This is a genomic window from Halococcus morrhuae DSM 1307, assembly GCF_000336695.1.
Taxonomy (GTDB): domain Archaea; phylum Halobacteriota; class Halobacteria; order Halobacteriales; family Halococcaceae; genus Halococcus; species Halococcus morrhuae.
On sequence record NZ_AOMC01000142.1, the window covers coordinates 54083 to 77901 of the forward strand.

19 protein-coding genes and 1 pseudogene are annotated in these 23819 nt (G+C 64.1%); 9 read left to right on the plus strand and 11 right to left on the minus strand.

Annotated features, from left to right (window positions below; translation table 11 throughout):
• Positions 1-9: 9 nt before the first annotated feature.
• Entirely contained in the window at positions 10-1191 is a 1182-nt protein-coding gene (locus tag C448_RS12065; RefSeq protein WP_004055118.1) for a thiolase C-terminal domain-containing protein, read from the minus strand.
• Positions 1192-1280: 89 nt separating this feature from the next.
• Here C448_RS12065 and C448_RS12070 point away from each other — a divergent pair, with 89 nt between their 5' ends.
• Entirely contained in the window at positions 1281-2057 is a 777-nt protein-coding gene (locus tag C448_RS12070) for an SDR family NAD(P)-dependent oxidoreductase (protein ID WP_004055120.1), read from the plus strand.
• A 773-nt stretch (positions 2058-2830) separates the two neighbouring features.
• A complete protein-coding gene (locus C448_RS12075) occupies positions 2831-3988 on the plus strand; it encodes a thiolase family protein (protein ID WP_004055122.1) in 1158 nt (385 codons plus the stop codon).
• Positions 3989-4094: 106 nt separating this feature from the next.
• On the opposite strand, the gene C448_RS12080 is transcribed toward C448_RS12075, so the two are convergent.
• Complete coding sequence (locus C448_RS12080; protein WP_004055124.1) at positions 4095-5216, minus strand: acyl-CoA dehydrogenase family protein; 1122 nt, start codon at positions 5214-5216, stop codon at positions 4095-4097.
• 3 nt (positions 5217-5219) lie between these two features.
• The gene (locus C448_RS12085) at positions 5220-6401 is read right to left on the minus strand and encodes an acyl-CoA dehydrogenase family protein (protein ID WP_004055126.1); all 1182 of its coding nucleotides are present in this window, start codon (positions 6399-6401) and stop codon (positions 5220-5222) included.
• A 251-nt stretch (positions 6402-6652) separates the two neighbouring features.
• Between C448_RS12085 and C448_RS12090 the strand changes: the two genes are divergently transcribed.
• Entirely contained in the window at positions 6653-8308 is a 1656-nt protein-coding gene (locus C448_RS12090) for a class I adenylate-forming enzyme family protein (protein ID WP_004055128.1), read from the plus strand.
• 203 nt (positions 8309-8511) lie between these two features.
• Complete coding sequence (locus C448_RS12095) at positions 8512-9972, plus strand: APC family permease (protein WP_004055130.1); 1461 nt, start codon at positions 8512-8514, stop codon at positions 9970-9972.
• 132 nt (positions 9973-10104) lie between these two features.
• Here the strand turns inward: C448_RS12095 and C448_RS12100 are convergent, their stop codons facing one another.
• Positions 10105-10905 (minus strand): enoyl-CoA hydratase/isomerase family protein, encoded by an 801-nt coding sequence (locus C448_RS12100; RefSeq protein WP_004055132.1) that lies wholly within the window; start codon positions 10903-10905, stop codon positions 10105-10107.
• A 168-nt stretch (positions 10906-11073) separates the two neighbouring features.
• On the opposite strand from C448_RS12100, the gene C448_RS12105 reads away from it, so the two are divergent.
• Positions 11074-12252 carry an acyl-CoA dehydrogenase family protein gene (locus C448_RS12105; RefSeq protein WP_004055148.1) on the plus strand — a complete coding sequence of 393 codons (1179 nt, stop codon included), beginning with the start codon at positions 11074-11076 and terminating at the stop codon, positions 12250-12252.
• Position 12253: 1 nt separating this feature from the next.
• Positions 12254-13381: an acyl-CoA dehydrogenase family protein gene (locus tag C448_RS12110; RefSeq protein WP_004055150.1), complete on the plus strand. Its 1128-nt coding sequence runs from the start codon at positions 12254-12256 to the stop codon at positions 13379-13381.
• 77 nt (positions 13382-13458) lie between these two features.
• On the opposite strand, the gene C448_RS15650 is transcribed toward C448_RS12110, so the two are convergent.
• Genes C448_RS15650 through C448_RS12125 form a run of 3 tightly spaced genes read right to left on the minus strand, consistent with a single transcriptional unit; the run spans position 13459 to position 15785 of the window.
• Positions 13459-14064: an amidohydrolase family protein gene (locus C448_RS15650; RefSeq protein ID WP_204365476.1), complete on the minus strand. Its 606-nt coding sequence runs from the start codon at positions 14062-14064 to the stop codon at positions 13459-13461.
• Positions 14009-14377, minus strand: a complete 369-nt coding sequence (locus C448_RS16550) for a hypothetical protein (RefSeq protein ID WP_049916306.1) — start codon at positions 14375-14377, stop codon at positions 14009-14011. The genes C448_RS15650 and C448_RS16550 overlap by 56 nt, the downstream gene beginning before the upstream one ends.
• Before the next feature lie 10 nt (positions 14378-14387).
• Positions 14388-15785, minus strand: a complete 1398-nt coding sequence (locus tag C448_RS12125) for an APC family permease (RefSeq protein WP_004055152.1) — start codon at positions 15783-15785, stop codon at positions 14388-14390.
• 490 nt (positions 15786-16275) lie between these two features.
• Between C448_RS12125 and rdfA the strand changes: the two genes are divergently transcribed.
• Positions 16276-16908 carry a rod-determining factor RdfA gene (gene rdfA / locus C448_RS12130; RefSeq protein ID WP_004055154.1) on the plus strand — a complete coding sequence of 211 codons (633 nt, stop codon included), beginning with the start codon at positions 16276-16278 and terminating at the stop codon, positions 16906-16908.
• A 140-nt stretch (positions 16909-17048) separates the two neighbouring features.
• Here the strand turns inward: rdfA and C448_RS12135 are convergent, their stop codons facing one another.
• Together C448_RS12135 and mutS are read right to left on the minus strand one after the other, a co-directional pair.
• Positions 17049-17612, minus strand: a complete 564-nt coding sequence (locus tag C448_RS12135) for an IS630 family transposase (RefSeq protein ID WP_004055155.1) — start codon at positions 17610-17612, stop codon at positions 17049-17051.
• 164 nt (positions 17613-17776) lie between these two features.
• Positions 17777-20431, minus strand: coding sequence for a DNA mismatch repair protein MutS (mutS, locus tag C448_RS12140; RefSeq protein ID WP_004055157.1), 2655 nt, complete (start codon positions 20429-20431; stop codon positions 17777-17779).
• Positions 20432-20514: 83 nt separating this feature from the next.
• Here mutS and C448_RS12145 point away from each other — a divergent pair, with 83 nt between their 5' ends.
• On the plus strand, positions 20515-21186 hold the full coding sequence (locus C448_RS12145; protein WP_004055158.1) for a DedA family protein: 672 nt from the start codon (positions 20515-20517) through the stop codon (positions 21184-21186).
• Between the two features lie 163 nt (positions 21187-21349).
• On the opposite strand, the gene C448_RS12150 is transcribed toward C448_RS12145, so the two are convergent.
• A complete protein-coding gene (locus tag C448_RS12150; RefSeq protein ID WP_004055159.1) occupies positions 21350-21991 on the minus strand; it encodes a DsbA family oxidoreductase in 642 nt (213 codons plus the stop codon).
• A 38-nt stretch (positions 21992-22029) separates the two neighbouring features.
• Positions 22030-22620, minus strand: coding sequence for a 50S ribosomal protein L15e (locus C448_RS12155; RefSeq protein ID WP_004055160.1), 591 nt, complete (start codon positions 22618-22620; stop codon positions 22030-22032).
• A gap of 483 nt (positions 22621-23103) precedes the next feature.
• Here C448_RS12155 and C448_RS17105 point away from each other — a divergent pair.
• Positions 23104-23326 (plus strand): annotated as a pseudogene (locus C448_RS17105) (transposase); the annotation flags it as partial.
• Positions 23327-23819: the final 493 nt, after the last annotated feature.

Sequence of the window (23819 nt, forward strand, 5' to 3'; positions counted from 1 at the left end):
GCTGTGTAACTACGCGGGCGAGAGGATCAGCCCGCTGTGGGGGGTCACGCCGGGACCGCTGGCGACCAGGCTGTACTCGACGTCGTCGACCTGTGTCGGCGAAGTTCCTCTGACCTGTCGGGCAGCCTCGACGACCAGATTGAACCCGTGGATATACGCCTCCGAGAGGTTGCCGCCCGAGGTGTTGATCGGGAGATCGGCGTCGGGCCCGATGGCGTTGCCGTCGACGAACAGTTCGCCGGCCTCACCGCGGGGCGCGAAGCCGTAGTCCTCGGCGGTCATCAGCACCATCCCGGTGAAGTTCTCGTACAACTGTGCGACGTCGATGTCGTCGGGCGTGAGCCCGGCGCTCTCGAACAGCCGATCGGCGACCCGCGCGGCGTTCGAGGTCGGATAGTCCTCAAGCGGCATGTTGTGCGAAGAGAGGACGCCGCTGCCCCAACCAGGCCCACCGCCCTGCGCGGCCGACGTGATCTCGACGGCCGGCTGTGGCAGGTCGGCGGCGTTCTCGGCGGAGGTGACGAGCACGGCACAGGCCCCATCGCTCTCCAGACAGCAGTCGTAGAGCTTGTACGGGTCGGTGATGGGTGGCGAGTCCATGTACTCTTCCATCGTCATCTCGCGGTCGGACATCACGGCCCGCGGGTTGCGGTTCGCGTGGGCGCGCGAGGTGAGCGCGACGTGACCCAAATGCTCCTGTGGGACGTCGTACTCGTGCATGTAGCGCTGTGCGGGCAGCGCGTACATCTGCGGCGGCGTTTCGAGCCCCAGCGAGTGGGCGAATGCGTCGGTGCCCTCCGCGTAATCGATCCCTTGGGTCTGGCCACGACGGCCGAACTGGCCCTGGCAGAGCGCGCGGTAGGCGACGACGTACTCCGCCGCGCCCGATTCGACGGCCATCGCGGCGTTCATCACCGCGGCGGAGCCGCCACAGCCACCGCCGCCCCAGACCTTGTTCGAGAACTTCACTTCAGGGATGCCGAGCGCGTCGGCGACGAGCGAGCCCTTGTTCCGGTCGTTCGCGTACGACGAGAAGCCGTCGACGTCCTCGATGTCGACGCCGGCGTCCCCGGCGGCGTTCTCGATCGCCTCACAGGCGAGTTCGAACTCGCTGCGGTCGGTCATCTCGCCCTGTTTCACGTATTCGGTCTCGCCGAGTCCGACGATACATGCGTCTGAATTCCACGGCATACCAACTCATCCATGGTCCGAGTAATAAATCCCCCGGACGTGCCGGGAGCAGTAGGTTTAATACTCCGACCTCGGAATTGCTGTTCGCAATGGATCTCGGAATCAGCGACAAGACCGCCGTCGTCACCGGCGGCGGTGGCCGGATCGGCAGCGCCGACTGTGAGATACTCGCCGACGAAGGCGCGGACGTCTACTGTCTCGACGTCGACCTGGAGGGTGCCGAGTCGGTCGCGGCCGACCTCGACGACCTCGCCGGCAGCGTCGAACCGATCGAGTGCGATCTCACCGACCGCGATGGCGTCGCCTCGACGATCGAGGCGATCCGCGAGGAGAGCGGCGGCGTCGACATCCTCGTCAACAACGCGGCGGCGGTCGACGCACGCTCGAAGCTCGAAAACTACGACGACGATCTCTGGGACCGCGACGTGGCGGTCAACCTCACCGGGACGTACAACGTCACCCGCGAGGTGTTCCCCGCGATGTGCGAGCGTGGCTGGGGTCGGGTCGTGAACATGACGTCGATCGCGGGCTGGCTCGGCGGGTTCGGCCAGGCCTCTTACTCGGCGACGAAATCCGCGCTCATCGGCTTCGGCAAGACGCTCGCGCTCGAAGGCGCACAGTCGGGCGTCACCGCGAACATCGTCGCGCCGAGCCTCGCGGCGAGCGAGCTCGCCGATCTGGAGCTGGAGGAGATCGAGGCGATGGACGAGCACATGCACCGGATCGTGGAGATGATCCCGATGCGGCGGGCCGGCCGCGAGGAAGACGTCGCGAACCTCATCGCCTACCTGTCGAGCGAGCAGGCGAACTACGTCACCGGCCAGCTCGTCGGTGTCACCGGCGGTGCGGATCTGTTCGCGTTCTAAGGCCAGACTACGGTACAGCGGACGATTCGATCGCGGCCGAACGCCGCGACCTCCTTTCGTTTCACGATCGTCCGATCAGCGTCGCGTGAGATGGCGCATGGGACCGGCTCGATGCGGACGAATGCCTCGATGTGTTTCGATACTTTCGAAAATGTAGTATGGTAATCTTCCATCCCCGTTTTGTGGACTGTGCAATCCGAATTGATACTGGGACCTCGATCGTTTGGCCGGCGACTGCGAAGACATGGACGGTCCTGTCCCGGTTTGCGGCCCAGTAGCAGTACGTACGTTTTACATTCGACAATGTCGAAGTCAACTCTTCAGCGTATTCGTGGAGCATCCAGAACACCACGTCGCAGTCGAGCACTATTCGTGATCCGCTCGATCGCGAGAACGGTATCGGCCGGGGGCTATCACAGACTGAATAACAGAAGTAACACTGTTATTCTTGGAAAGGCTGATCACTTCTGCTCGGTATGTCTTGTGTAGAACCCGGCAGCTCGAATCGGGAAACGAATGAGAGGAAGAGTGGCGTGTGGTTAGAAATGGTCGATAATTACCAACTGATTCGACGATAACGAAATATTTCCAGTCACTAACATCGAGAATACCCCTCACGTACCGCGCTTTCTGCCTAATTTCGATACTGTCGGATTTTCTGTGTGAGACGCGAGGATGATTCGCCGGTTGGCACCGACATCGATCGAATCGTTTCGCTCACATCGCCAAAACATTCAAGCGTTCCCGAAGCGTTCGATGGAACAGCATTCCCAATGAACGATCCTGTTATCGTCGACTGCGTCAGAACGCCGTTCGGGGCTGACGGGGGCGTGTTCCGCGACACGCACCCCCAAGACCTCGCGGCCGCACCGCTGCGCGCGCTCGAAGAACGGGTCGGGTTCGATCCCGCGTCCACTGTCGACGACGCCGCGATCGGCTGTGTCACCGCCATCGACAAGCAGGGGAGCAACATCGGCCGGCACGCGACGATGGTCGCCGGCTGGGGCGACGCGGTCCCGGGCTTCCAGCTCAACCGGATGTGCGGTTCGGGCCAGACGACACTCAATCTCGCCGCCGCGAGCGTGAAGTCGGGCTATCGAGACGTGATGATCGCCGGCGGCGTCGAGCACATGACCGACCACGCCATCGGAGACGACGCGGGCGAACGTAGCGAGACCTACCACGAGCAGTTCCCGGTCGGCAGCCAGACCAACCAGTTCCAGGGAGCCGAACTCATCGCCGATCGCTGGGACATCACCCGCGAGGACGTCGATTCGATCGCCCTCGACTCACAACGCCGCTGGAAGGAGGCCTGGGATGCCGGCCACTACGACAGTCAGGTGACGCCCGTCGAGACCGAACTCGATGGCGAGGACATTACTGTGGAGGTCGACGAACACCCCCGGCCGGAGACGGACAGGGAGACGCTCTCGAACCTGCCGGTAATCGCGCGGGAGGAGGGCGACGGCGTCATCCACGCGGGCAACTCCTCGGGCGTCGTCGACGGCTCGGCAGCGCTACTGGTCGCGGACCCCGACGTCGCCGACGATCGCGGCTGGGATCCGATGGCCCGCATCGTCGACACGCACATCGTCGGGGTTTCGCCCGAGACGATCCTCACTGGTCCCTTACCGGCGACCAACGAGATCCTCGCGGCGAACGACATGACCGGGGCCGATATCGACCTGTTCGAGTGCAACGAGGCGTTCGCGTCGGTCGTCGCGGCGTGGCTCCAGGACACCGACGCCGAGTGGGATCGAACCAACGTCTGGGGCGGCGCGATCGCCCACGGCCACCCGCTCGGCGCGACCGGCAGCATGCTCGTGACGAAACTCGCCCACCAGCTCCAAGAGACCGGCCAGCGCTACGGGCTCTCGACGATGTGTATCGGGCTCGGCATGGGCGTCGCCACCATCATCGAGCGCGTGTAGCGCGCGATACCGGTCGAAGCCGTTGTTTTTCGGTAAATCAGGCTCGAGAGATGACGGCCAAATCAGTTCTCGATTCCGATCGAAAAGGAACGAATCGTGGTCGACGCTACAGCCGGATGTCGGCGATCCGTCGGCGGTGTTCCGTCGGCGAGCCAAGGAGGTTCGCCCAGGTCTTCGCCTGTTTGAGGAAGATGTGGCCGTCGTGATCCCACGTGTAGCCCGTCGCGCCGTGGTTGAAGATATCGTCCTCGAAGAGCTCGCCACAGCGCTCGGTGCAGTACCAGGTCGCCCTTGAAACGGCCTGGCGTGCGTCGTCCTCGTCGTTCGCGATCGCCCACGCCGCGTAGTAGGTGAGCGATCGCGCGGCCTCCGTGTCGAGCCACATATCGGCGATGCGGTGTTTGACCGCCTGGAACTGCCCGATCGGTTTGTCGAACTGTTCGCGCTGCTTGCCGTACTCGACCGAGCGGTCGACCGCCTCGTCGGCCCCGCCGACGAGCATCGCACACATCGAGACGTTGAGGCGGTCGATGGCGCGCTTGAGCGCGTCCCCGCCGCCGTCAACCGGGCCGAGCCGCGCGCCGGAAACCTCGACCGCGTCGAAGGTCAGTTCGTACAGCGGTCGAGTCTTGTCGAGCGTGTCGAGCTGCTCTGCCTCCGCCGCCGCGGGATCGACGAAGAACAGCGTGATGCCATCGTAACCGGTGTCCTGGCGGGTTCGGGCGGGCACGACCACCCGATCGACGCTTTCGGCGTAGGGCACGAGCGTTTTCGTCCCGTCGAGACGATAGCCGTCGTCCGTGGGTTCGGCCTCCATCCGGATGGCCCCGGGGAGCGATTCGGTGGCGTCGTCGTAGAGCGCGACGCTCGCACGGAGATCGCCGTCGGCGATCGCCGGCAGGAACTGCTCTTTCTGTTCGTCGGTACCGAGTTCCGCGAGCAACGGAACGGTGAACCCGAGCGTCTCGGGCAGCGGTCCCGGGAGCGCGACCCGGCCGGCCTCCTCGAACAGCAGCGAGAGGTAGAGCAGATCGTCACCCAGGCCACCGTATTCGAGCGGGACGCTCAGTGCCGGATAGTCCATCTCGGCGAGACCGTCCCAGACCTCGTCGACGACGTCCTCGCCGTCCATCTGTCGGCGGGCGAGCTCGATGCCGCCTTCCGATTCGAGGTAGTCGCGCACCGATTCCTGCATCTGATTCTGTTCGTCCGAGAGCGTGAAATCCATCGTTTACTCCTGATCTCCCTTCGGCAGCCCGAGCACTCGTTCGCCGATGATGTTGCGCTGGATGTCCGACGTCCCACCGCCGATCCGGATCGAGATGTTCGCGAGCGAGTCCTTCGCCGCCCCGTTCGGCGAGTCGTCGCCCCAGAGCGCGGCTTTCGGCCCGCCGAGTTTCACTCTGAACCGGTGGAGATCGGCGGCGACCTCGCTGTCGTACAGTTTGCCGAACGAGGCCTCGGCACCGAGATCGCCGTTCATCTGCTTGCTCACGTTGCGGAAGTAGGTCAGCTTCGCCGCCTGAATCCGGGTGTCGAACTCGGCGAGTTTCTCGCGGATGTGTGGGTCCTCCACCAGCGGTGTGCCGCCGCGCGTCTCGTTCTTGCAGAACTCGACGAGCTCGTCGAAGCGCCGTTCGAGATCGAGCGACTGCGAGAGCGAGATCCGCTCGAAGGAGAGCTGTCGCATGGCGACCTCCCAGCCCTCGTCGACTTCGTTGAGGACGTTCTCCTTCGGGGTCGTCGCGTCGTCGAAGTAGACCTGATTGAACTCGCGCTCGTCGGTGATCTGGCGGATGCGCTCGTTCGTCACACCCTCTTGGTCCATGTCGACGATGAGAGCGGTGATGCCGTGGTGTTTCGGCCCGGAATCGTCCGTCCGGGTGAACATGTAACACCAGTCGGCCTTGTGGGCGTGCGTCGTCCAGATCTTCTGGCCGTTGATGCGGAACTGGTCGCCCTCGTCGACCGCCTTGCACTGGAGACTCGCGAGGTCGGAGCCGACGTCCGGTTCGGAGTAGCCGATACACCAGAGCTCCTCACCGTTCAGGATCTTCGGCAGGAAGCGTTCCTTCTGTTCTTCGGTGCCGAACCCCTCGATCGCCGGGCCGACGAGGTCGACGCCGATCTCGCTGCGCTCGGGCGGCGGGTTCACACGGGCCTTCTCCTGTTGGTAGATCAACTGCTGCATCAGGCTCGCATCACGACCGCCGTACTCCTCGGGCCAGTGGATCGCCGCCCAGCCACCCTCGTGGAGTTTCCGCTGCCACTCCCGGAGGAACTGTTCGCGTTCGTCCTCGTCGTCCGGCAGGTCGCGATCGCCCTCGATCCAGCCGTCGGGGAGGTTCTCTTCGTACCACTCCCGGATCTCGCGGCGGAACGCCTCCTGCTCGTCAGTATAGTCGAAGTTCATGCGTGGTTTTGCAACCGTCGATACGTCGGTAGTTATCTTTGATAAATGTTTTCCCTCCCACCATCGCGTTCCGATTTTCAGGTCGGTCTCCTCCCCCCCCCCTCTCCCCTCCTTCTCTTTCCTCCCTTTTCCTCGCCTTCTCCCCCTTCCTTCGTCCCTTTCCGCTCCCCCACAATCGCCGGCCGCGGAAAACGATAACAATCTATGGGAAAGAACTAAGACATATGGTTTCAAACGTGACGGATCGAAGGATGAAGTTTCACCAACGGACACCGCTCCGACATCTCGGGGATCTCCCGTCGATGGGGGCCGAGCGATACGGGGAGAAGACGGCGATGCATCACCAAGAAGACGAACTGAGCTACGCGGAGCTCGAAGCCACGGCCAACAGGGTCGCGAACGGGCTCGTCGACGCGGGCGTCGAACCGGGCGATCGGGTCGCCATCGCGATGGAGAACAACCTCACGTACATGCCGGTCGCGTTCGGCATCTGCAAGGTGGGGGCGGTGGCCGTACCGCTCAACGTCCAGCTGGCACACGACCGGCTCGTCTACGTGCTCGAAGACGCCGGTGTCGACGTCCTGTTCGGCTCCGAACGGCTGGGCGAGCTGGTCGCCGGGCTCAACGAGGCGCTCGATCTCGAACACGCGTTCGTCCCGGGCGGCGAAGCGGGGGGCGTCACGGACTACGACGAGTGGGTCGCGGACCGCGCCACGGAGTTCGAGACCGTCGACCGCGACTACGAGTCCGACGCCTGTTTCCAGGGCTATACGAGCGGGACCACGGGCAACCCGAAGGGCGTCCCGATGACCCACCGCAACATCCTCACGACGCTGCAGGCGTTCGCCGAAACGCAGGCGATCGACCCGGAGGAGGACTCGATACTGCTGATCACGCCGATGTACCACATCATCGGGCTGATCGGCAGTACGCTGTTTACGCTGTACAGCGGGCGGTCGGTCGTGCTCCAGAATCAGGTCAGGCCGGACGTCCTGCTCGAAACGATCGACCGCCGCGGGATCACCGACTTCACCGGCGTTCCGGCGCTGTACATCAGCATGGTGCAGGAGCTCGAAGCCAACCCCGAGCAGTACGACGTCTCCTCGATCAAGACCCTGGGGATCGGCGCGGCACCGCTGGCAGCCGACACCCGCAACCGTATCGAGGATGGCTTCGGCGTCGCGCTCGTCGAGGGCTGGGGGATGACCGAGACCACGGCCGGCACGGCCGCATCCGCGAGGGGCGTCCAGAAGGGCGCGGGCTGTATCGGCCAGCCGATGCCGGGCGTCGAGATGAAGCTGGTCGATCCGGTGACCCGCGAGACGCGCGTCCCGCCCGAACATCTCGATCCGACCGCACCGGCCGGCCTCACCGGCTACGAACCGGATTTCGACGACGAACCGAGCTACACGGGCGAGATCGCGATCCGCGGCCCGCCGGTCTTCGAGGGTTACTACAACCTGCCCGAGAAGAACGAGGAGGTGTTCGACGACGAGGACTGGTTCTACACCAAGGACATCGCGCGCGTCGACGAGGATCGCTTCCTTTGGATGGTCGACCGCAGCGACGACATGCTCGTCGTCGGCGGCGAGAACGTCTATCCCGCCGAAATCGAGGACGAACTGTTCTTCCATCCCGACGTCGAGGAGGCGGCGGTCGTCGCCGCCGATCACGAGGTGAAGGGCGAGGCACCGGTCGCCTACGTCGTCTGCGAGGAGGGGGCGACCGTCACCGAGAACGAAATCCGTCGGTTCGCCCTGGAGAACGTCGCGGCATACGCCCACCCGCGGCGAGTGTTCTTCGTCGACGAACTCCCCAAAAGCGCGACCCAGAAGGTCCAACGGTACAAGCTCGAAGAGCGTGTCGAGTCGGAGGTCGGAACGCTCGAACCGAGCGAGGAGCTGTAAGCCAGGTCGTTCTCGTCGTCTCCGTACGATCACCTGCCGTTTGGATGTGCTGGCGTCGTCAGTATTGATGGCGCTCGCAACGATATCGTCATTCGAAGCTGTGCGTCCGAACCAGTCGCTGCCTAGTTTAGTGTCGATCGAAACCACGGATCATGATAACAGTAGGCATAAACTATATACGTAGCGGGCTGAATCGATAGGTGATGCCCGAGGCTAGCTTCGAGATCCCCGACCAGAAAATCGGTCTCACCGGCGCAACGGCGCTCGCAATCGGCAATGCGATCGCAGCAACGACGTTCATCGTCCCTGCCGAACTCCTGGCGACCGGAGTTGGTCCGAGCATGGCGCTGGCTGCCCTCCTGGTGGTGATTCCGACGGTGGTGCTGTTCGTGTTCATGCTCCAGCTCGGCGGTGCGATGCCGACGTCCGGCGGCGGCTACGTGTACAACTCCGTACTCTTGAGCCCGTTCTGGGGGTTCGCCAGACCGTGGGTTTCGCTGCCGGCGATCTGGTTCGGGTTGCCGTTCACTGCGCAGGCGTTCGCCCAGTATCTCCGCTTTTATCTCCCACTCGACGTGACGCTGGGATCGACGATCGCGTTCACGATCCCGACCGTTTCGACGGAACTGCTCGTCGGGGGTCTGATCTTCGCGTTCATGATCATCAACATCCTCGGCATTCGGGCGACGGCGCTGATCCAGTACGGACTGGTCACGATCATCATCGTCGCCTCGGCGCTGTTCGTCGGCGTTGGACTGTTCCACATCAGTCCCGGGAACTTCACGCCGGTGTTTCCGGGTGAAGCGATCGATCCCTTCGTCGCGGCCGTGATCACGCTGTTCCTCGGGATGACGGGGTTCAGTCTTCCCCTGCAACTCGGTGAGGAAATCGAGAATCCGATACGGAACATTCCCCGATCGATCGCGCTCAGTACGGTTATCGGAATGACGCTTCTCACGGGGCTCATCGTCGTGGCCATCGGCGTCGTTCACTGGACCGAATGGGCGGGTGCCGAGGCGGGTATCGCGGTCGTCGCCCGGGAGTTCCTCCCGTGGTGGGGCGTGTTCCTGATCGTGGCCGCGGCGATAGTCGGCGGTCTCACGACGGTGAACGCAGTGTTCGTGAACGTCTCCCGGATCGTCATGCGGGCGGCTCGCGACGGCGTCATCCCCAATCAGCTCGCGCACATCAACGAGCGCTGGGGGAGCCCGGATGCCGCCATTCTCGCGATGGGCATCCCGGCACTCGTCATCGTCCCGTTCGCGCCGGGGTTGCTCGAACTCGCGTTCGTGCTCTCGCTGTCCTTTCTGATGGACATGGTCTTTCTCGCGCTCGGGGCGCTCCAGCTCACCCGTCGCTTCCCCGAGCGCTACGAGAAGTCCACCTACCGCGTTCCCAAAGCGCTGCTCTACCCGCTGGTGGCCATCGGCGTCGTCATCCCCGTCGGTCTGTGGATCCTGCTGGGACTCGGGGAAGGTTCGGGGCTTATCATCGCGACCGCGGTTCCCGTCTGGCTCGGGGTGGGATACGCCGTCTATCGCTATCGTGTGTGGCGCTACGCACAACGCGGCATCGACCTCCCCGAGCGGATGCGCCACCTCCACGAACACGAAGCCGAGATGGCATCCGACTTCGACGGTACCGCCACGGCCGACGACGACTGACGCGATGACACGCACATCGACGACCCCTACGACAGCCATCCGGTCGCCTCGACGACGCTGATCGAAGACATCGATGTTCCAAAATCACTGATGGGCGTCGGCGAACCGTTGCGATCGGAACGGGATGGGTAGTTATTTGCCTTCGAACTCCGGTTCGCGCTGCTCGGAGAAGGCGGCCATCCCCTCGGCGAGATCGTCGGTGTCGAGGAGATGGCCGAGACTGCTCGCCTCGACTTCGAGGCCGGCGTCGATGCTTTCGGCGGCGGCGTGGATCGCACGCTTCGTGTACCGCTGGGCGATCGGCGGCCCTTCGGCGATCGACTGGGCGAAGTCGATGGCTCGCTCGTCGAACTCGTCGTCGGGGTAGATTTCGTGGACGTACTGCCATTCCTGCATCCGTTCGGCCGAAAAGCGGTCGGCGGTGAAGATGATGTATTTCGCCGTGCTCTCGCCGACGAGCTGCTGGAGGCGGGCAGAGCCACCCCAGCCAGGCAGGAGACCGAGGTTGTGTTCCGGGAGGCCGAACTCCGCGCTCTCGGACGCGACGCGCAGATCGGCACACATCGTGAGCTCCATGCCGGCTCCAAGGGCGAACCCGTCCACGGCGGCGATCACAGGAAGTGGTGATTCGCGGAACTGTCCGAACACCGACTGGCCGTGGCGCGACGATTCGACGCCGGATCGCGTCGGATCGTCACCGCCGTCGTCCATCCCGTCGCCGACGTCCGCGCCGGCCGAGAACGCCCGTCCCTCGCCCGTGATGACGATCGCGCGAGTGCTGTCGTCGTCTTCGAGCTCCGAGAGCGCGTCGGTGAGTTCTTCGGCCATCGCGGGCGAGAAGGTGTTCATCTCCTCGGGTCGGTCCAGCACGATGTGGCCGAGCGTGTCGGATTCCCGTTCAACTCGGATCGAAGTGTAGGTGTGCTCGCTCATGGAGTGTGCCAGCGTCGACTCCGGCGCTGGTTCGGCGGGGGTTCGCCCCCGCCCCTAATCCGTGTTTCCCTTCCACACGCCGACGGCGGCCGTGAGTCCCGCGCTTTTTCGATCACTGCACAAGGTATATGTGGAGCTGTCCCGTCCGATAGCCCGTCGAGACAGACAATGGATTTCGAGTACACCGAGGACCAAGAACGGTTCCGGCAGGAGCTCCGCGAGTGGCTCCGCGAGAACCTGCCGGACGGGTGGCAAGCGGGTGAACGCCCGGGAACGGACGATCCCGAAGAGAACGTCGAGTTCCTGCTGGACTGGCAGCGGACGCTCAACGACGGTGGCTGGGCGGGGCTCCACTGGCCCGAGGAGTACGGGGGTGCGGACGCCTCGCTGCTTGAACAGGTCATCTACAATCAGGAGACGGCGCGCGTCGACGCGCCGGCACGCATCAACGCCGTCGGCATCGACTTCGTCGGCCCGACGCTGATGGAGCTCGGCACCGACGAGCAGAAAGAGCGGTTCCTGCCGAAGATCATCAGCGGCGAGGAACTCTGGTGTCAGGGCTACTCGGAGCCGGATGCCGGTTCCGATCTCGCGAGTCTCTCGCTGTCGGCCGAACGGAACGGTGACGAGTTCCTGCTCAACGGGCAGAAGGTCTGGACGAGCTACGCGCACGTCGCCGACTGGTGTTTCTTGCTGACCCGGACGGACGATTCCGGCCCGAAACACCACGGCATCACCGTCTTCCTGGTCGATATGGACCAGGAGGGCATCCAGACCGAGCCGATCCACCAGATCACCGACGAGACGGATTTCAACGAGGTGTTCTTCGACGACGCCGTGGCGCGCGAAGAGCACATCGTCGGCGAGATCGACGAGGGCTGGGAGGTCGCGATGACGCTCTCGGCGTTCGAGCACAGCATGTCGGACGTGTTCTCGATCGAACAGCGCTGGCGCTCGCTCGTCGAGTTCTGTCAGGAGCACGAACGCGACGGCACACCGCTCGCCGAGCACACCCACGTGCGCCGGGAACTCGCCCGGCTCCACACTCGCATTCAGGCGGGCAAGCTCACCCACTACCGGAACGTGAGCAAGCAGATGGAGACCGGTGTGCCCGGTCCGGAGGGGTCGATGGACAAGGTGTTCAACAACCAGACCGAGAAGAAGTTGGAGAACTTCGCGCGGCGGTTGCTCGGGGCGAACAACGCTCTCTGGACCGACGGACCGGACGACGGCCAGTGGGTGACGGACCTGCTGATGCCCTACGGGAAGATGATCGCCGGCGGGACGAAGGACGTCCAGCGAAACATCATCGCCGAGCGCGTGCTCGGGCTGCCGAAGGACGACTGATATGGACTTCAGAATCAACGACGAACAACGACAGATGCGCGAGACGGCACAGGAGTTCTTCGAGGATCGGGAAGTCCTCGAACGCGCGCGGGAACGGATCGACGGTGAGGACGTCGTCGACGACCTCTGGGACGATCTGTCCGAGATGGACTACCCGGCGCTGACGGTGCCGCTCGAACACGGTGGACTGGGCGACGACGTGCTCTACCTCTCGCTGTTGCTCGAAGAGGCCGGCCGGGTCGCGCTGCCAGCCCCGCTGCCCGAGACGCTCGCGTTCGGCGCGTTCGTGCTCGACGAACTCGGATCGGATGCACAGAAGGAGCAGTTCCTGCCGGCGATCGCCGATGGTGACCAACGGTTGAGCTTCGCGCTCTACGAGTCCGGTCAGGAGTCGCTGCCGCGCGACATCCAGCTCGCCGCCACACCGACCGACGACGGCTATCGCCTCGACGGGACGAAGACCCTCGTGCCGTTCGGCGAGCAGGTCGATACGATCGTCGTCGCCGCGCGGACGGGCTCCGGCACCGGGATGGACGGCGTGAGCCTGTTTCTGGTGGATGCCGAGCGCGTCGACAGCGAACCGCAGGACACCCTCGATCGGACGCGCCCGGCGGCGAAACTCCACTTCGACGACTTCGAGATCGGCGAGAACGCGCTGCTCGGGACTGAAGGCGAAGCCGGGCCGACCCTCCAGAAAGCGATGGATCGTTACACCGTCGCCACCTGTGCGATGACCGTCGGCGCAGCGAGCCGCGCCGTGGAGATGTCGTCCGACTACGGCAGCCAGCGCGAGCAGTTCGACAAACCGATCGGACAGTTCCAGGCGGTCAAACACCGCATCGCCGATATGTGGATGGCCACGCAGGCCGCGCGATCGCTCACCTACTACGCGGCGTGGGCGCTCGAAAACGACGAGCCGGATGCCGCACGTGCGGTCTCGGAGGCCAAACTGTTCTGTTCGGAGCAGCTCACGCAGGTCTTCGCCGACGACATCCACAACCACGGCGGGATGGGCTTTACCTCGGAACACGACGGTCACATCTACTTCAAGCAGGCGAAGGCGTGGGAGACGTTCCTCGGCACGCCGACCGAGCATCTCGACCGGATCGCCGACAGCCACGAACTGTAGCCGTCACGTCGACGTTTCGACGCGACTTTTCACGATCGAGCGCCGTCGGCAATACGAAAAACGGCATCAGCACCGATTCACTCGGTCGCCGCGGGGAACGGTTCGCCGCCCATCACCGTCCCCCAGACCGGGACGTCCCTGAGCGCCGCCGGATCGACGGCGGTCGGATCGTCTTCGAGCACGGCGAAGTCGGCCCGCTTGCCGGCCTCGATGGTGCCGACCTCGTCGTCCATCCCGAGCAAGTAGGCGGCGTCGACAGTGATGGTTCTGAGTGCTTCGTCGACCGAGATGCGCTCGTCCTCGCCGAGCACGCGATCGCTGGCGGTGACGCGGTTGACGGCGCTCCAGGCCGTGTGTAGCGGCGCAAGCGGCGTGACCGGCGCGTCCGAGTGGACACTGAAGGGGACGCCGGCGCGCTTGGCGCTCGCGCAGGCGTTCATCCGCTCGGCGCGCTCCGGGCCGACTGTCACCTCGTAGTGTTGGTCGCCGTAGTAGTAGAGGTGATTGCTGAAGAGGTTGACACAGAGGCCGAGCGCCGCCATCCGGCGGTACTGGTCGGCCGTGGCCAGCTGGCAGTGCTGGACGGTGTGACGGTGATCGAACCGCGGCGACTCGCGTTGGAGCAGCTCAACGGCGTCGACGAACAGCCCGCTGGCCTCGTCGCCGTTGCAGTGACAGTCGATCGAGCACGTCGGCGACGCTCCGACAGCCCGGCCAGTGCGTCCCGTCCGGGCTGTCGCGGCCGTAGTAGCCGAGGTAGGGGTACGACCAGAGCGCGCCGGCCATCGAGTGGGCGTGGGCCTCGACGAAGCCCGGCAGCAACACGTGGTCCGCGAAGCGCTCGTCGATCGTGGCGTTCCCCCAGCCCTCGAGCTCCGCGACGCTGCCGACGCCGAGCACGCGACCGTCGCGGACGGCGACGGCGCTCGCTTCCGGTCGGCTCGGATTCATCGTGACGATTCGATCGGCGACGTAGATCGTGGTTTCTTCGGACATGGTGTATCTGTCAGTCGGAGCGATTTATTTGTTCGCCTCCGTCGCTCTGCACGGTGCGAAAGCCGACGCCGGAGCTCATGAGGCGGCTGCTGTCGCCGACCTGCCACCATCGAAGACCGTAGACGAGAACGCTGACCGCGACGAGGCCGAGATACGCGACGAACGCCTGTGGCTGCGTGACGACGAGAAAGACAGTCATGACGGCCAGGATGACGAACAGCCCCAGCGCTGACCAGCGGACGACGCGCGGGCGGAGCAGGCGTGAGTTCGCCACGCTCTCGGCGTCAAAGATGCCGGGGAACGTCGACGGGAGCCGAAAGCCGACGATCGAGTGGATCATGAGAGGGACGACGAACAGGAAGGAGAAACTGGCCGCCAGCGCACCGAAGGAGACGTCGACGAACGTGAGTGCCACCGACAGCACGTAGAGAAAGAGAAGGAAGTAGACGGGTTCGCCGTGATCGTTCTCGCGGCCGACCCACTCGGGGAAGAGGTTGTCGTCGACGAGCACCGAGAAGATCCGGGTGAAGACGGCGACCGAGGCGATGTTCGTCGTGAACCCCGCGACGAGCGCACCGATGCCGGTCACGACGACGAGATTGCCCGAGAGATACTGACCGACGACGAACCCGAGCGTCTGGCCTTCGAGCTGTGCGTACGAGACGACGCCGACGGCGACGAACAACACGACCGTCGAGATGAGGATGTCGACGATGGCGCTCGTGACGATGATGCCGCCGATCGTGTTCTCGACGTCCTCGATCTCCTCGCCGAAGTTGATGATCTTGATCGCGCCACCGCCCAGGGTGAGGAGGACCGCGTACGCCGGGAGCGCGCCGATGAACCCTTCCGGCATGACTGGCGTCAGATTCCCCATCTCGACGTTGAGTAGCCCGCCACCGACGATCACGCCGATCGACAGCAACAAGACCGCATCGAGCACGATCTCGGCCACGCCGGTCGCGCGGATGCCGAACCAGACCACCGCGAACGAGATCGTCAGCAGGAGCACGGTGAACAGTTCGGTCGAGATCGTGGGCACGATCGCGTTGAGAAAGGACGCACCGCCGAGCAGCATGTATCGCAGATAGATCAGCCCGCCGAGCATGAGCCCCGAAAAGGAGATCGTGAAGCCGACGAGCTTGCTCAGATTCTTGCGTTCCGGGAGCAACATTCTCGTCGTGTAGTAGTAGCTGCCGGCCGTCTTCGGCCACGCCTTCGTCAGCGTGAGATACGTCGGGAGCGCAAGGAAGGTCGGAACAGCCACCAGCATCATGATGAGCACGGTGATCGGACCGCCCATCGCCCCCGCGATCACCGGGGTAGCCCACAGTCCGCCACCGACGCTACTTCCGATGGCGATGGCGACCCCGCCGACGAAGCCGATCTTCGCGTTCTCCGAGACCATCGCTCGTCACCGGAGCCCCGGAACGGGAGCGACGATTGCGTCACCCTCCCGTTCGACGCGACGTTCTCGATTCTCGTTCAACCTCATCGCCTGTTGATCGGTAACTACTGTCACAAACGACAGTTGGATTGGATATACATAGTTGTTTTGCACGCATACCAACACGAATATGGTGAAAGATGGAATTGAATCGGATATAGTTCGATATATTCGAATACATTGGAAAAATAGAACTGGTTTTCTACTCGCGTGTCCGGGACCATCACGGCCGGGAACGTGGTTTTGATGGTGGAGTTCCAGCTCGACCGTCTACTGCTTCCGTCGTATCTGAGAGCGATCGTTGATAACGAGCCTGTCCTTCGAGGCTCCGAACCACTGATCTTCGAGAGTGGCGAATACGGCCGTCGAGAACCCGCGATCGTCCGTTCTCGTTTCGCCCTCCGGACGACGAGCACAAAAGAGCTATTGGAGCCGCCAGCCGAGGAGCCATATGGCCGACGCAGACGAGAGCACGGGGGCGACGGGGCGACGAAGCAAGGTTGCCCGGCTGATCGACGAGTACGACCTCGACGGGATCGGCGTGGAGATGGAACGCCGCTGGACCGCACCCGACGACGAACGGACGAGTTTGCGTGATCTCGCGACCGTTTTCAACCAGCGACTGCTGGCGGCGGCGATGGCTGCGGCAGGCATGCAGCCGCTCGCGGGCGAAATCGAGAACACGTACCAACTGCTCACCGACGCGGAGACCAGCAGCGCCGATCGGACCCAGACCCGGCGACAGCTCGAACGTGACGGCGTCCCGGTCGAGGAACTCCAATCGGATTTCGTCACCTATCAGGCGATCCGGAGCTACCTCACCGAGCATCGGGGAGCCGAATACACCGCCGACGATCGGGACCGAACCGTCGTCGAGGCCGAGAACGTCCAGCGACTCCGGGGGCGCGTCGAGACCGTCACCGAGGAGAAACTCGACCGGCTCCGTCGGAACACAGAGTTCGATCTCGGCGAGTTCATGCTGTTCGTCGACGTGAGCGTTCTCTGTGAGGACTGCGGGCAGCGCTACGGAATCGACGAACTGCTCGAACAAGGTGGCTGTGACTGTGCGACCTCCACGTCCTGATCATCCAACGTTCCATTCGGCGAAACTGCTGTCCCGATTCGACTATATATCGGAAAATATGTAGCACGGATCTCTCTCTTCCGTCGACGATCGATTGATCGGGGCATAGATTAAGATAACATCTGCAATCTATTGTCCGATCAATCGTCCTTGTCGACGACCCATCGTCGCCCCATATCTCGCTCGTGGGAACCACGCGACGGTTCTGCCTCGTCGGATGCTTCCCCATCGTCTTCGCCGACCGCCTCCGCTCGCTTCCTCGGCCGATCGGAGGCGTTCGCCGGCGATTTCACGGTGGAGAGACCGAGATTTCGAAGGAACGTTCCGAGATAGTTCGAGTGGTATTCGACGCCGAACTCGTCGTCGAGAAGCCGATCGATCTCCTGTGCTTGCCACGGCTGGCCCTTTCGGAGCAGGTCGAGCAGTTCTTCTTTTTCCGTGTCGTCGAGTTTCGCGGGTCGTCCGCCTCCAAAATCCGGCATGAGTTCGTCGAATCCGCCCTCGTTCCAGGCGCTCGCCCACCGGGTTCCGGTCGCCGGCGAGCGTCCCTCCCGGTCGGCCGCTTCGGGGATGGTGTCGCCCCGATAGAGGTTTTTAATGAATCCAATTCGCCGCAGACGGTGATCGTCATCGGCCGCCCGCAGCAGCTCGTCGATCTCCTCCTCGGGCAGATGCCGTTCGATCTCCGTTCGACGTGTTCCCATCGACTGTCGTTCGCCCTCTACTTTCAAAAGTTTTCGTATTATTTAGATCGGGACCGCGACAGACTGTTCCCGATTCTTCTCTCTGAACCAGGAACTGCGCTGGTCGATCGACTGCTGGATTCTCTATCCTCGTCGATGAGATTCCACGAATGTCGGTGGGCTGGCTATTCCGAGGCGTCGTCGGACAGTCGCTGCTGCCACTTCTCGACGGTGCTCATGAGTTCGACCGGCGACGTCTCCGCGACGTTCGTCTCGCGTACTGCCTCCAGCACGGCCTCAGTTTCGGGGTCGAGCGACGAGTCGGGATCGTCGTCCGGAGTGGTCTCGGATTCACCATCTCGGGACTGCCGACCGCCGTCGGCGCTGGTGGAGCCACGGAACGCTTCGCTATCGAGATCGAAGACGGCTTGAACCGACTCGCCAGACGAGCCGCGCGCCTCGATGGCTTTCTCTGCACGGAGCTTCGCGAGGACGTCCCGCGATCGGTCGACGACAGGTTCGGGGACACCAGCGAGATCGGCGACGTGAACCCCGTAGGAGCGATCGGTCGCACCCTCTCGCACCGTGCGGAGGAAGGTCACGTCGTCCCCCTGCTCCTCGACCGCGACGTGGACGTTCGCCACGCGATCGAGATGTTCTGCGAGACCCGTGAGTTCGTGGTAGTGGGTCGCGAACAGTGTCTTCGCGCGCACCTCGTTGTGGAGATACTCGGTCGCGGCCCACGCGATCGAGATGCCGTCGTACGTCGCCGTTCCGCGTCCCACCTCGTCGAGGATCACCAGCGAGTCCTCGGTCGCCGAATGGAGGATGTTGGCGAGCTCGCTCATCTCGACCATGAACGTCGAGCGCCCCTGCGCGAGCTCGTCAAGCGCGCCCACGCGCGTGTAGATCCCGTCGACGGGGTCGATCCGTGCACTCCTGGCGGGCACGAAACTCCCGATCTGAGCGAGCAGTGTGATCAGCGCGCTCTGGCGCATATAGGTGGACTTCCCGCTCATATTTGGCCCGGTGACGACGAGAAAGCCACGCCCGTCGGAGAGTTCGAGATCGTTCGGGACGAACTCGACTTCGCGTTCGACGACCGGGTGCCGGCCCGCCTCGATGTCGATGCCCGACTCCACCAGCGCTGGACGTGTCCAGTCGTTTTCGACCGCGTGGACCGCGAGACTCGACAGACAGTCACAGTCGGCGAGCGCGCGACCCACGTCCTGGAGGAGCTCGGCGCGCTCGGCGACGCGCTCCCTGAGATCGACGAACAGCTCGTGTTCGAGTTCGCCACGGCGCTCCTCAAACCGGAATATCTCGCGCTCGCGCTCGCTCAGTTTTTCGGTGGTGTAGCGCCTCGCGTTCTTCAGCGACTTGATCTCGTCGTACTCCTCGGGGACTTCGCCGGTCTCGGAGTTGCCGACCTGGATGTAGTAGCCGTCGGTCTTGTTGCGACCGGTGCTCAGATGGGTGATGCCGAGCCGGGATTGCTCGCGCTCGGCGAGCCCGTCCATCCAGTCGAGCGCTTCCTCGTGGCCCTCGATCAGCTCGTCCAGTTCGTCGTGGTAGCCCTGCCGGATGAGACCGCCCTCGCGGGTGCTCGCGGGCGGCTCCTCGGCGAGCGCGTCGGCGAGTTCGTCAACCAGTTCCGCCGCAGCCGCTCGATCCGGCTGCGAGACGACGTCGGCGAGCGGGGAGTCGGCGAGCGCAGAACCCTCGATCACGCCAGCGACCTCGTCGAGCACCGAAAGCGTGTCGCGTACCCGGAGCAGGTCGCGCGCGTCGGCGCTGCCCGAAACCGCTTTGCTCGCCAGCCGGGCGACGTCGTAACCGTCGCCGAGCGTCTCGCGGAGTCGTTCGCGCGCGAGCGCCTCGCCCGCGAGCGCGTCCACGCAGTCCGCGCGCCGCGTGAGCTCGCCTTCGTCCTGGATCGGCCGACAGAGCCGCTCGCGGAGGGTCCGCCCGCCGGCGCTCGTCACGGTGTGGTCGACGACGTCGACCAGCGAGCGCCCGCCCTCGCCCATCGTCTCGACGAGTTCGAGGTTGCGCTGCGTCGTCGCGTCGAGCGCGACGCTCTCGCCCGTGTCGTACGGCTGCAGTCGTGTCATCGACGCCAGCACGCCCAGTCCCGTCTCGTCGACGTACGACAGCAGCCCGCCGGCCGCTCGGATCGCTCCAGGAGCGTCGTCGAGCCCCACGCTCGAAACCGTCGTCGCGCCGAACTGCTCGTCGACCGTCTGTCGCGCCCGTCCCGGTGCGAACGCGTCGGTCGCGTGCAGCGAGAGCGTCGCGTCGGTCGCGCGGAACTCCGTGAGCAGGTCGTCGTCCGCGCGCACGTCGGGCCCGGGCAGGATCTCCGCGGGACCGAACCGATATAGTTCAGTAAGCAGTTCATCACCGTCGAGTTCGGTGGCGTGAAAACGACCCGTGGTGACGTCGGCGACGGCGAAGCCGTAGCCCCCGCTCTCCGCGACGATCGCCGCGAGATAGCGCGCCTCGCTGTCGGTGCTTTCGAGCAACGTGCCCGGCGTGACGACGCGCTCGATGGCCCGCTTGTGCCCGCCGTCGACTTCGTACTGATCGGCGACGGCGACGCGATAGCCGCGCTCGACGAGCACCTTCAGATAGGCCGTGAGTTCGCTGAGAGGCACGCCCGCCATCGGATAGGACGAGCCGTGCGAGGATTTCTGTGATACCTTGAGATCGAGCTCCTCGCCGACGAACTCGGCGTCGTCGGCGAAGAACTCGTAGAAATCGCCACACTGCATCGCCAGCAAGTCGGCGTCGGTCTCGTCTTTGAGGGCGAGGAACTCCCCGACGATTCCCTCGGTCATGGCTCCGTTCGGGGCACACCGCGCTAAAACCTGTGGGTTCCGAAAGGCAACGCCGAAGTCCCCACAGCGGAACGATCCGAACGATGTTCGCCGGTATCGAGGGGACGGCGACGGCGCTGCTCGCACAGTACGGCTTCCTCGCGCTGTTCGTCTTCGCCTTCCTCGAAACCTCGTTGCTCTTCCCGTTCGTCCCGAGCGAGCTCGTCGTCCCCGTGGCGGCCGCGCTGCTCGTCACCGGCCCGGCGAGCTTTCTCGCGTTCGTGCTCGCCCTGACGGTCGGCGCGACGGTCGGCAGCCTGTTCCTCTATTTCGTCTTCGACACGGCCCACCAGCCCGTCATCGACCGCTATGGAGGCTTCGTCAGCGTCTCGGCTGACGATGTCGAGCGCGCGAGCGGCTGGTTCCGTCGCTGGGGCGAATCATCCGTCTTCTGGGGCCGGCTGCTGCCGGTGCTCCGCTCGATCATCTCGATTCCCGCCGGCATCGCCGGCATGGGTGTCGGGAGATTCGCTATCTACTCCGCCGGGGGTAGCGGGCTGTTCGCGGCTGCCGTCGCGGGGCTCGTCCTCACCGGCCGCGAGGTGCTCCCCTCGCAGGTGCTGTTCGCGTGGCTCACGACCGGATTCCGGCGGGCGACGGAGATGGTACTCTCGAACCCCGTTCTCGCGGTCGCAGCCCTCGGTCTGGGGCTGTTCGTCGCCCTGCTCATCCGCAATGTCGTGGCCGAGCATATCGATTCGCCGACCGGTGGCTAGACGGCCTATAACAACCCTCGATCGCTTTTCGAGCGATGGTCGAACGCGATGTGGCCCCGTCGAGGACGTGGCACTCCTCACGGGCCGCGGCACGGCATGCTGCTCGGCCCCTCTCGATGGCTCTGCTGGCATTCCTCCTCACCCGACAGGTCTAGCCGCTGACTCACCCCTCGACGAGTCGTTCGAGCTGCGCGGGCGGCACAGCGCCGCGGGCGGCGTAGCCCTCGTAGGCGAACGTCGGGACGCCCGTGACGCCCGTCTGCTTGGCCTCGGCAAACCGCTCTTCGAGCGCCGCCTCGCGCTCGTCGGCGTCGATCGCTGCCCGGAGATCGTCGGCGTCGATCCCCAGTTCCGTGGCGATGTCGGCCAGCACGTCGGGATCGCCGATGTCGCGTTCGTCCTGCCAGAGCGCGTCGAACACCGCTTCGTGGAAGGTTGCGAACTTCTCGGGATGGGCCTCGCGGACGTAGAGCGCGGCCTGTTGGGCGTTCTTCGAGTCCACATCGGTGGCGATCGATAGCGACATCTCGACGCCGTACTCCTCTTGGAGGCGCTCGATGTTCTCCTTCGCCTGCGCGTAGTAGTCCTCGTCCTTGCCGTCGTCCGCGGTCGAGTCGAGTTCTCCGTCGGGGCCGCGCTGGTCGCTCTGGAGATCGAATGGATGCCACTCGACGGCGAGCGGTTCGTCACGACGTTCCCGGTACTGTTCCAATGAGGCTTCGCCGAGATAGCAGAACGGACAGACGTAGTCGGCGTACATCGTGAGCGTCTCCGATCCCGCTTCCGTTTGAGTATCGTGACTCATTGAGAAACGTAGACGCTCGTGGCTCAAGAAAGGTCGGCTTACTTCCCGCGGCCGCGGTCGCTGTGGACGCTCGGGCGAGTGTGCTCGGACCCCTTGCCCTTCTCGTTGAGCCCGCGTCCGCTCGTGCCGGCGCTCGTGAGCCCGCGGAACGCCCGGCCACGGTGGGTGTCGTCACAGATCCAGTTCAGATCGTCGTCGTTCTCGATGGCCGGATGTTCGGGGTCGATGAGGACGACTTCGAACCACTTCTGCGAGCCGTCCTCGCCGACGGGGTAGGAGTTGAGCACGCGGAGGTTCTTGAATTTCCGACTGGAGCGCTCCTCAGAGATACGCTGGACGGATTTCCGCCGGGTGACGCGGTTGACGCCCTGGCGTTTCGTCCGTCGGCCGGCCTTGTGGCGCACCTTGCGCGCGGTACCTTTCCGGACCGCGACGCGGGCGAGGACGACGCCCTGTTTCGCTTTGTAGCCGAGTGAGCGCGCCCGGTCGAGACGGGTCGGGCGCTCGATGCGCTCGATTGCGCCCTGTTCACGCCACTCCTGGAGTCGTCGCCACTGGAGGTCGGCGTGTTTCTCGTTCTCTGCATCGTGCCACGCGTCGCCGATGTGTGCGTAGAAGCTTCGTGCCATGGTTGTCTGCGGGCGTTGAGGGTTCAGCCCGTGAGGGCCACATACCGACCCGCTGCGTGGGTTCACGCGAGCAGGTGCCCGCCGGTGCCCGGTACCAGCGAGTTACCGATCCTTCCGCGCAATCGCTGTTAAGGCCTTCGAAACCCACCGCCGGGCTCGCCCGCTTGCCACCGCTCTTCCTGCTCCATGATTTAACGACCCGTCTTCTGCAAGCCACACCGTGAGGGATGGATCCGGCTATGGGTGAACGTGATGAGCCTGTCCAAGAAACATCGGCAGGGAAATCAGATTCTACGGGTTCCGAGTTCACATGACGTAGATTTTATCTAGCGGAAACTCCTGTNGGAGTGGGTCGAAGACGATAGCCTCGAACGCTACGTTTCCGACGTTATCGATCATCTCGACAACGAGGGCCGGCTCGATCCCTTCTATCCGGCAGATCGGGCGGACGGCCGTGGCCGGCCGCCCTTCCATCCCGCCATGATGCTCAAGATTCTCGTCTTCGGGTACTGTATCGGGGTCCGTAGTTCCCGCAAACTCGACCGTCTCCTCGAACGTGACGTCGCTTTTCGCTACCTTGCTGCGAATCAACATCCNAGTTCCCGCAAACTCGACCGTCTCCTCGAACGTGACGTCGCTTTTCGCTACCTTGCTGCGAATCAACATCCTGACTTCCGCACGATCAGCCTCTTCCGCAAAAACCACCGCGAGGAGTTCGAGCACCTCTTCGTTGAGATTCTTCGCCTCTGCCGGGAAGCTGGCATGGCCGAGATGGGTGAAGTCGCCTTGGACGGCCGGCGCGTCCAAGGCGACGCCGCACTCGACCAAAATCGCACTCGTGAGCAGATCACCGACGAAATCCACGACATCCTCGACGAGGCCGCCGAGATCGACGAAGCCGAAGACGAGGAATACGGCCCGCANCTCTGTCGGGAAGCTGGCATGGTTGAGATGGGTGAAGTCGCCTTGGACGGCCGGCGCGTCCAAGGCGACGCTGCCCTCGATCAAAATCGCACTCGTGAGCAGATCACCGACGAAATCCACGACATCCTCGACGAGGCCGACGAGATCGACGAAGCTGAGGATGACGAATACGGTCCGAAGCAGCGGGGAGACGAGCTCCCGGAGGAACTCCGGGAGCAAGAGGACCGACTGAACCGATTGCGGGAAGCCAAAGACCGACTCGACGCCAAGGAACA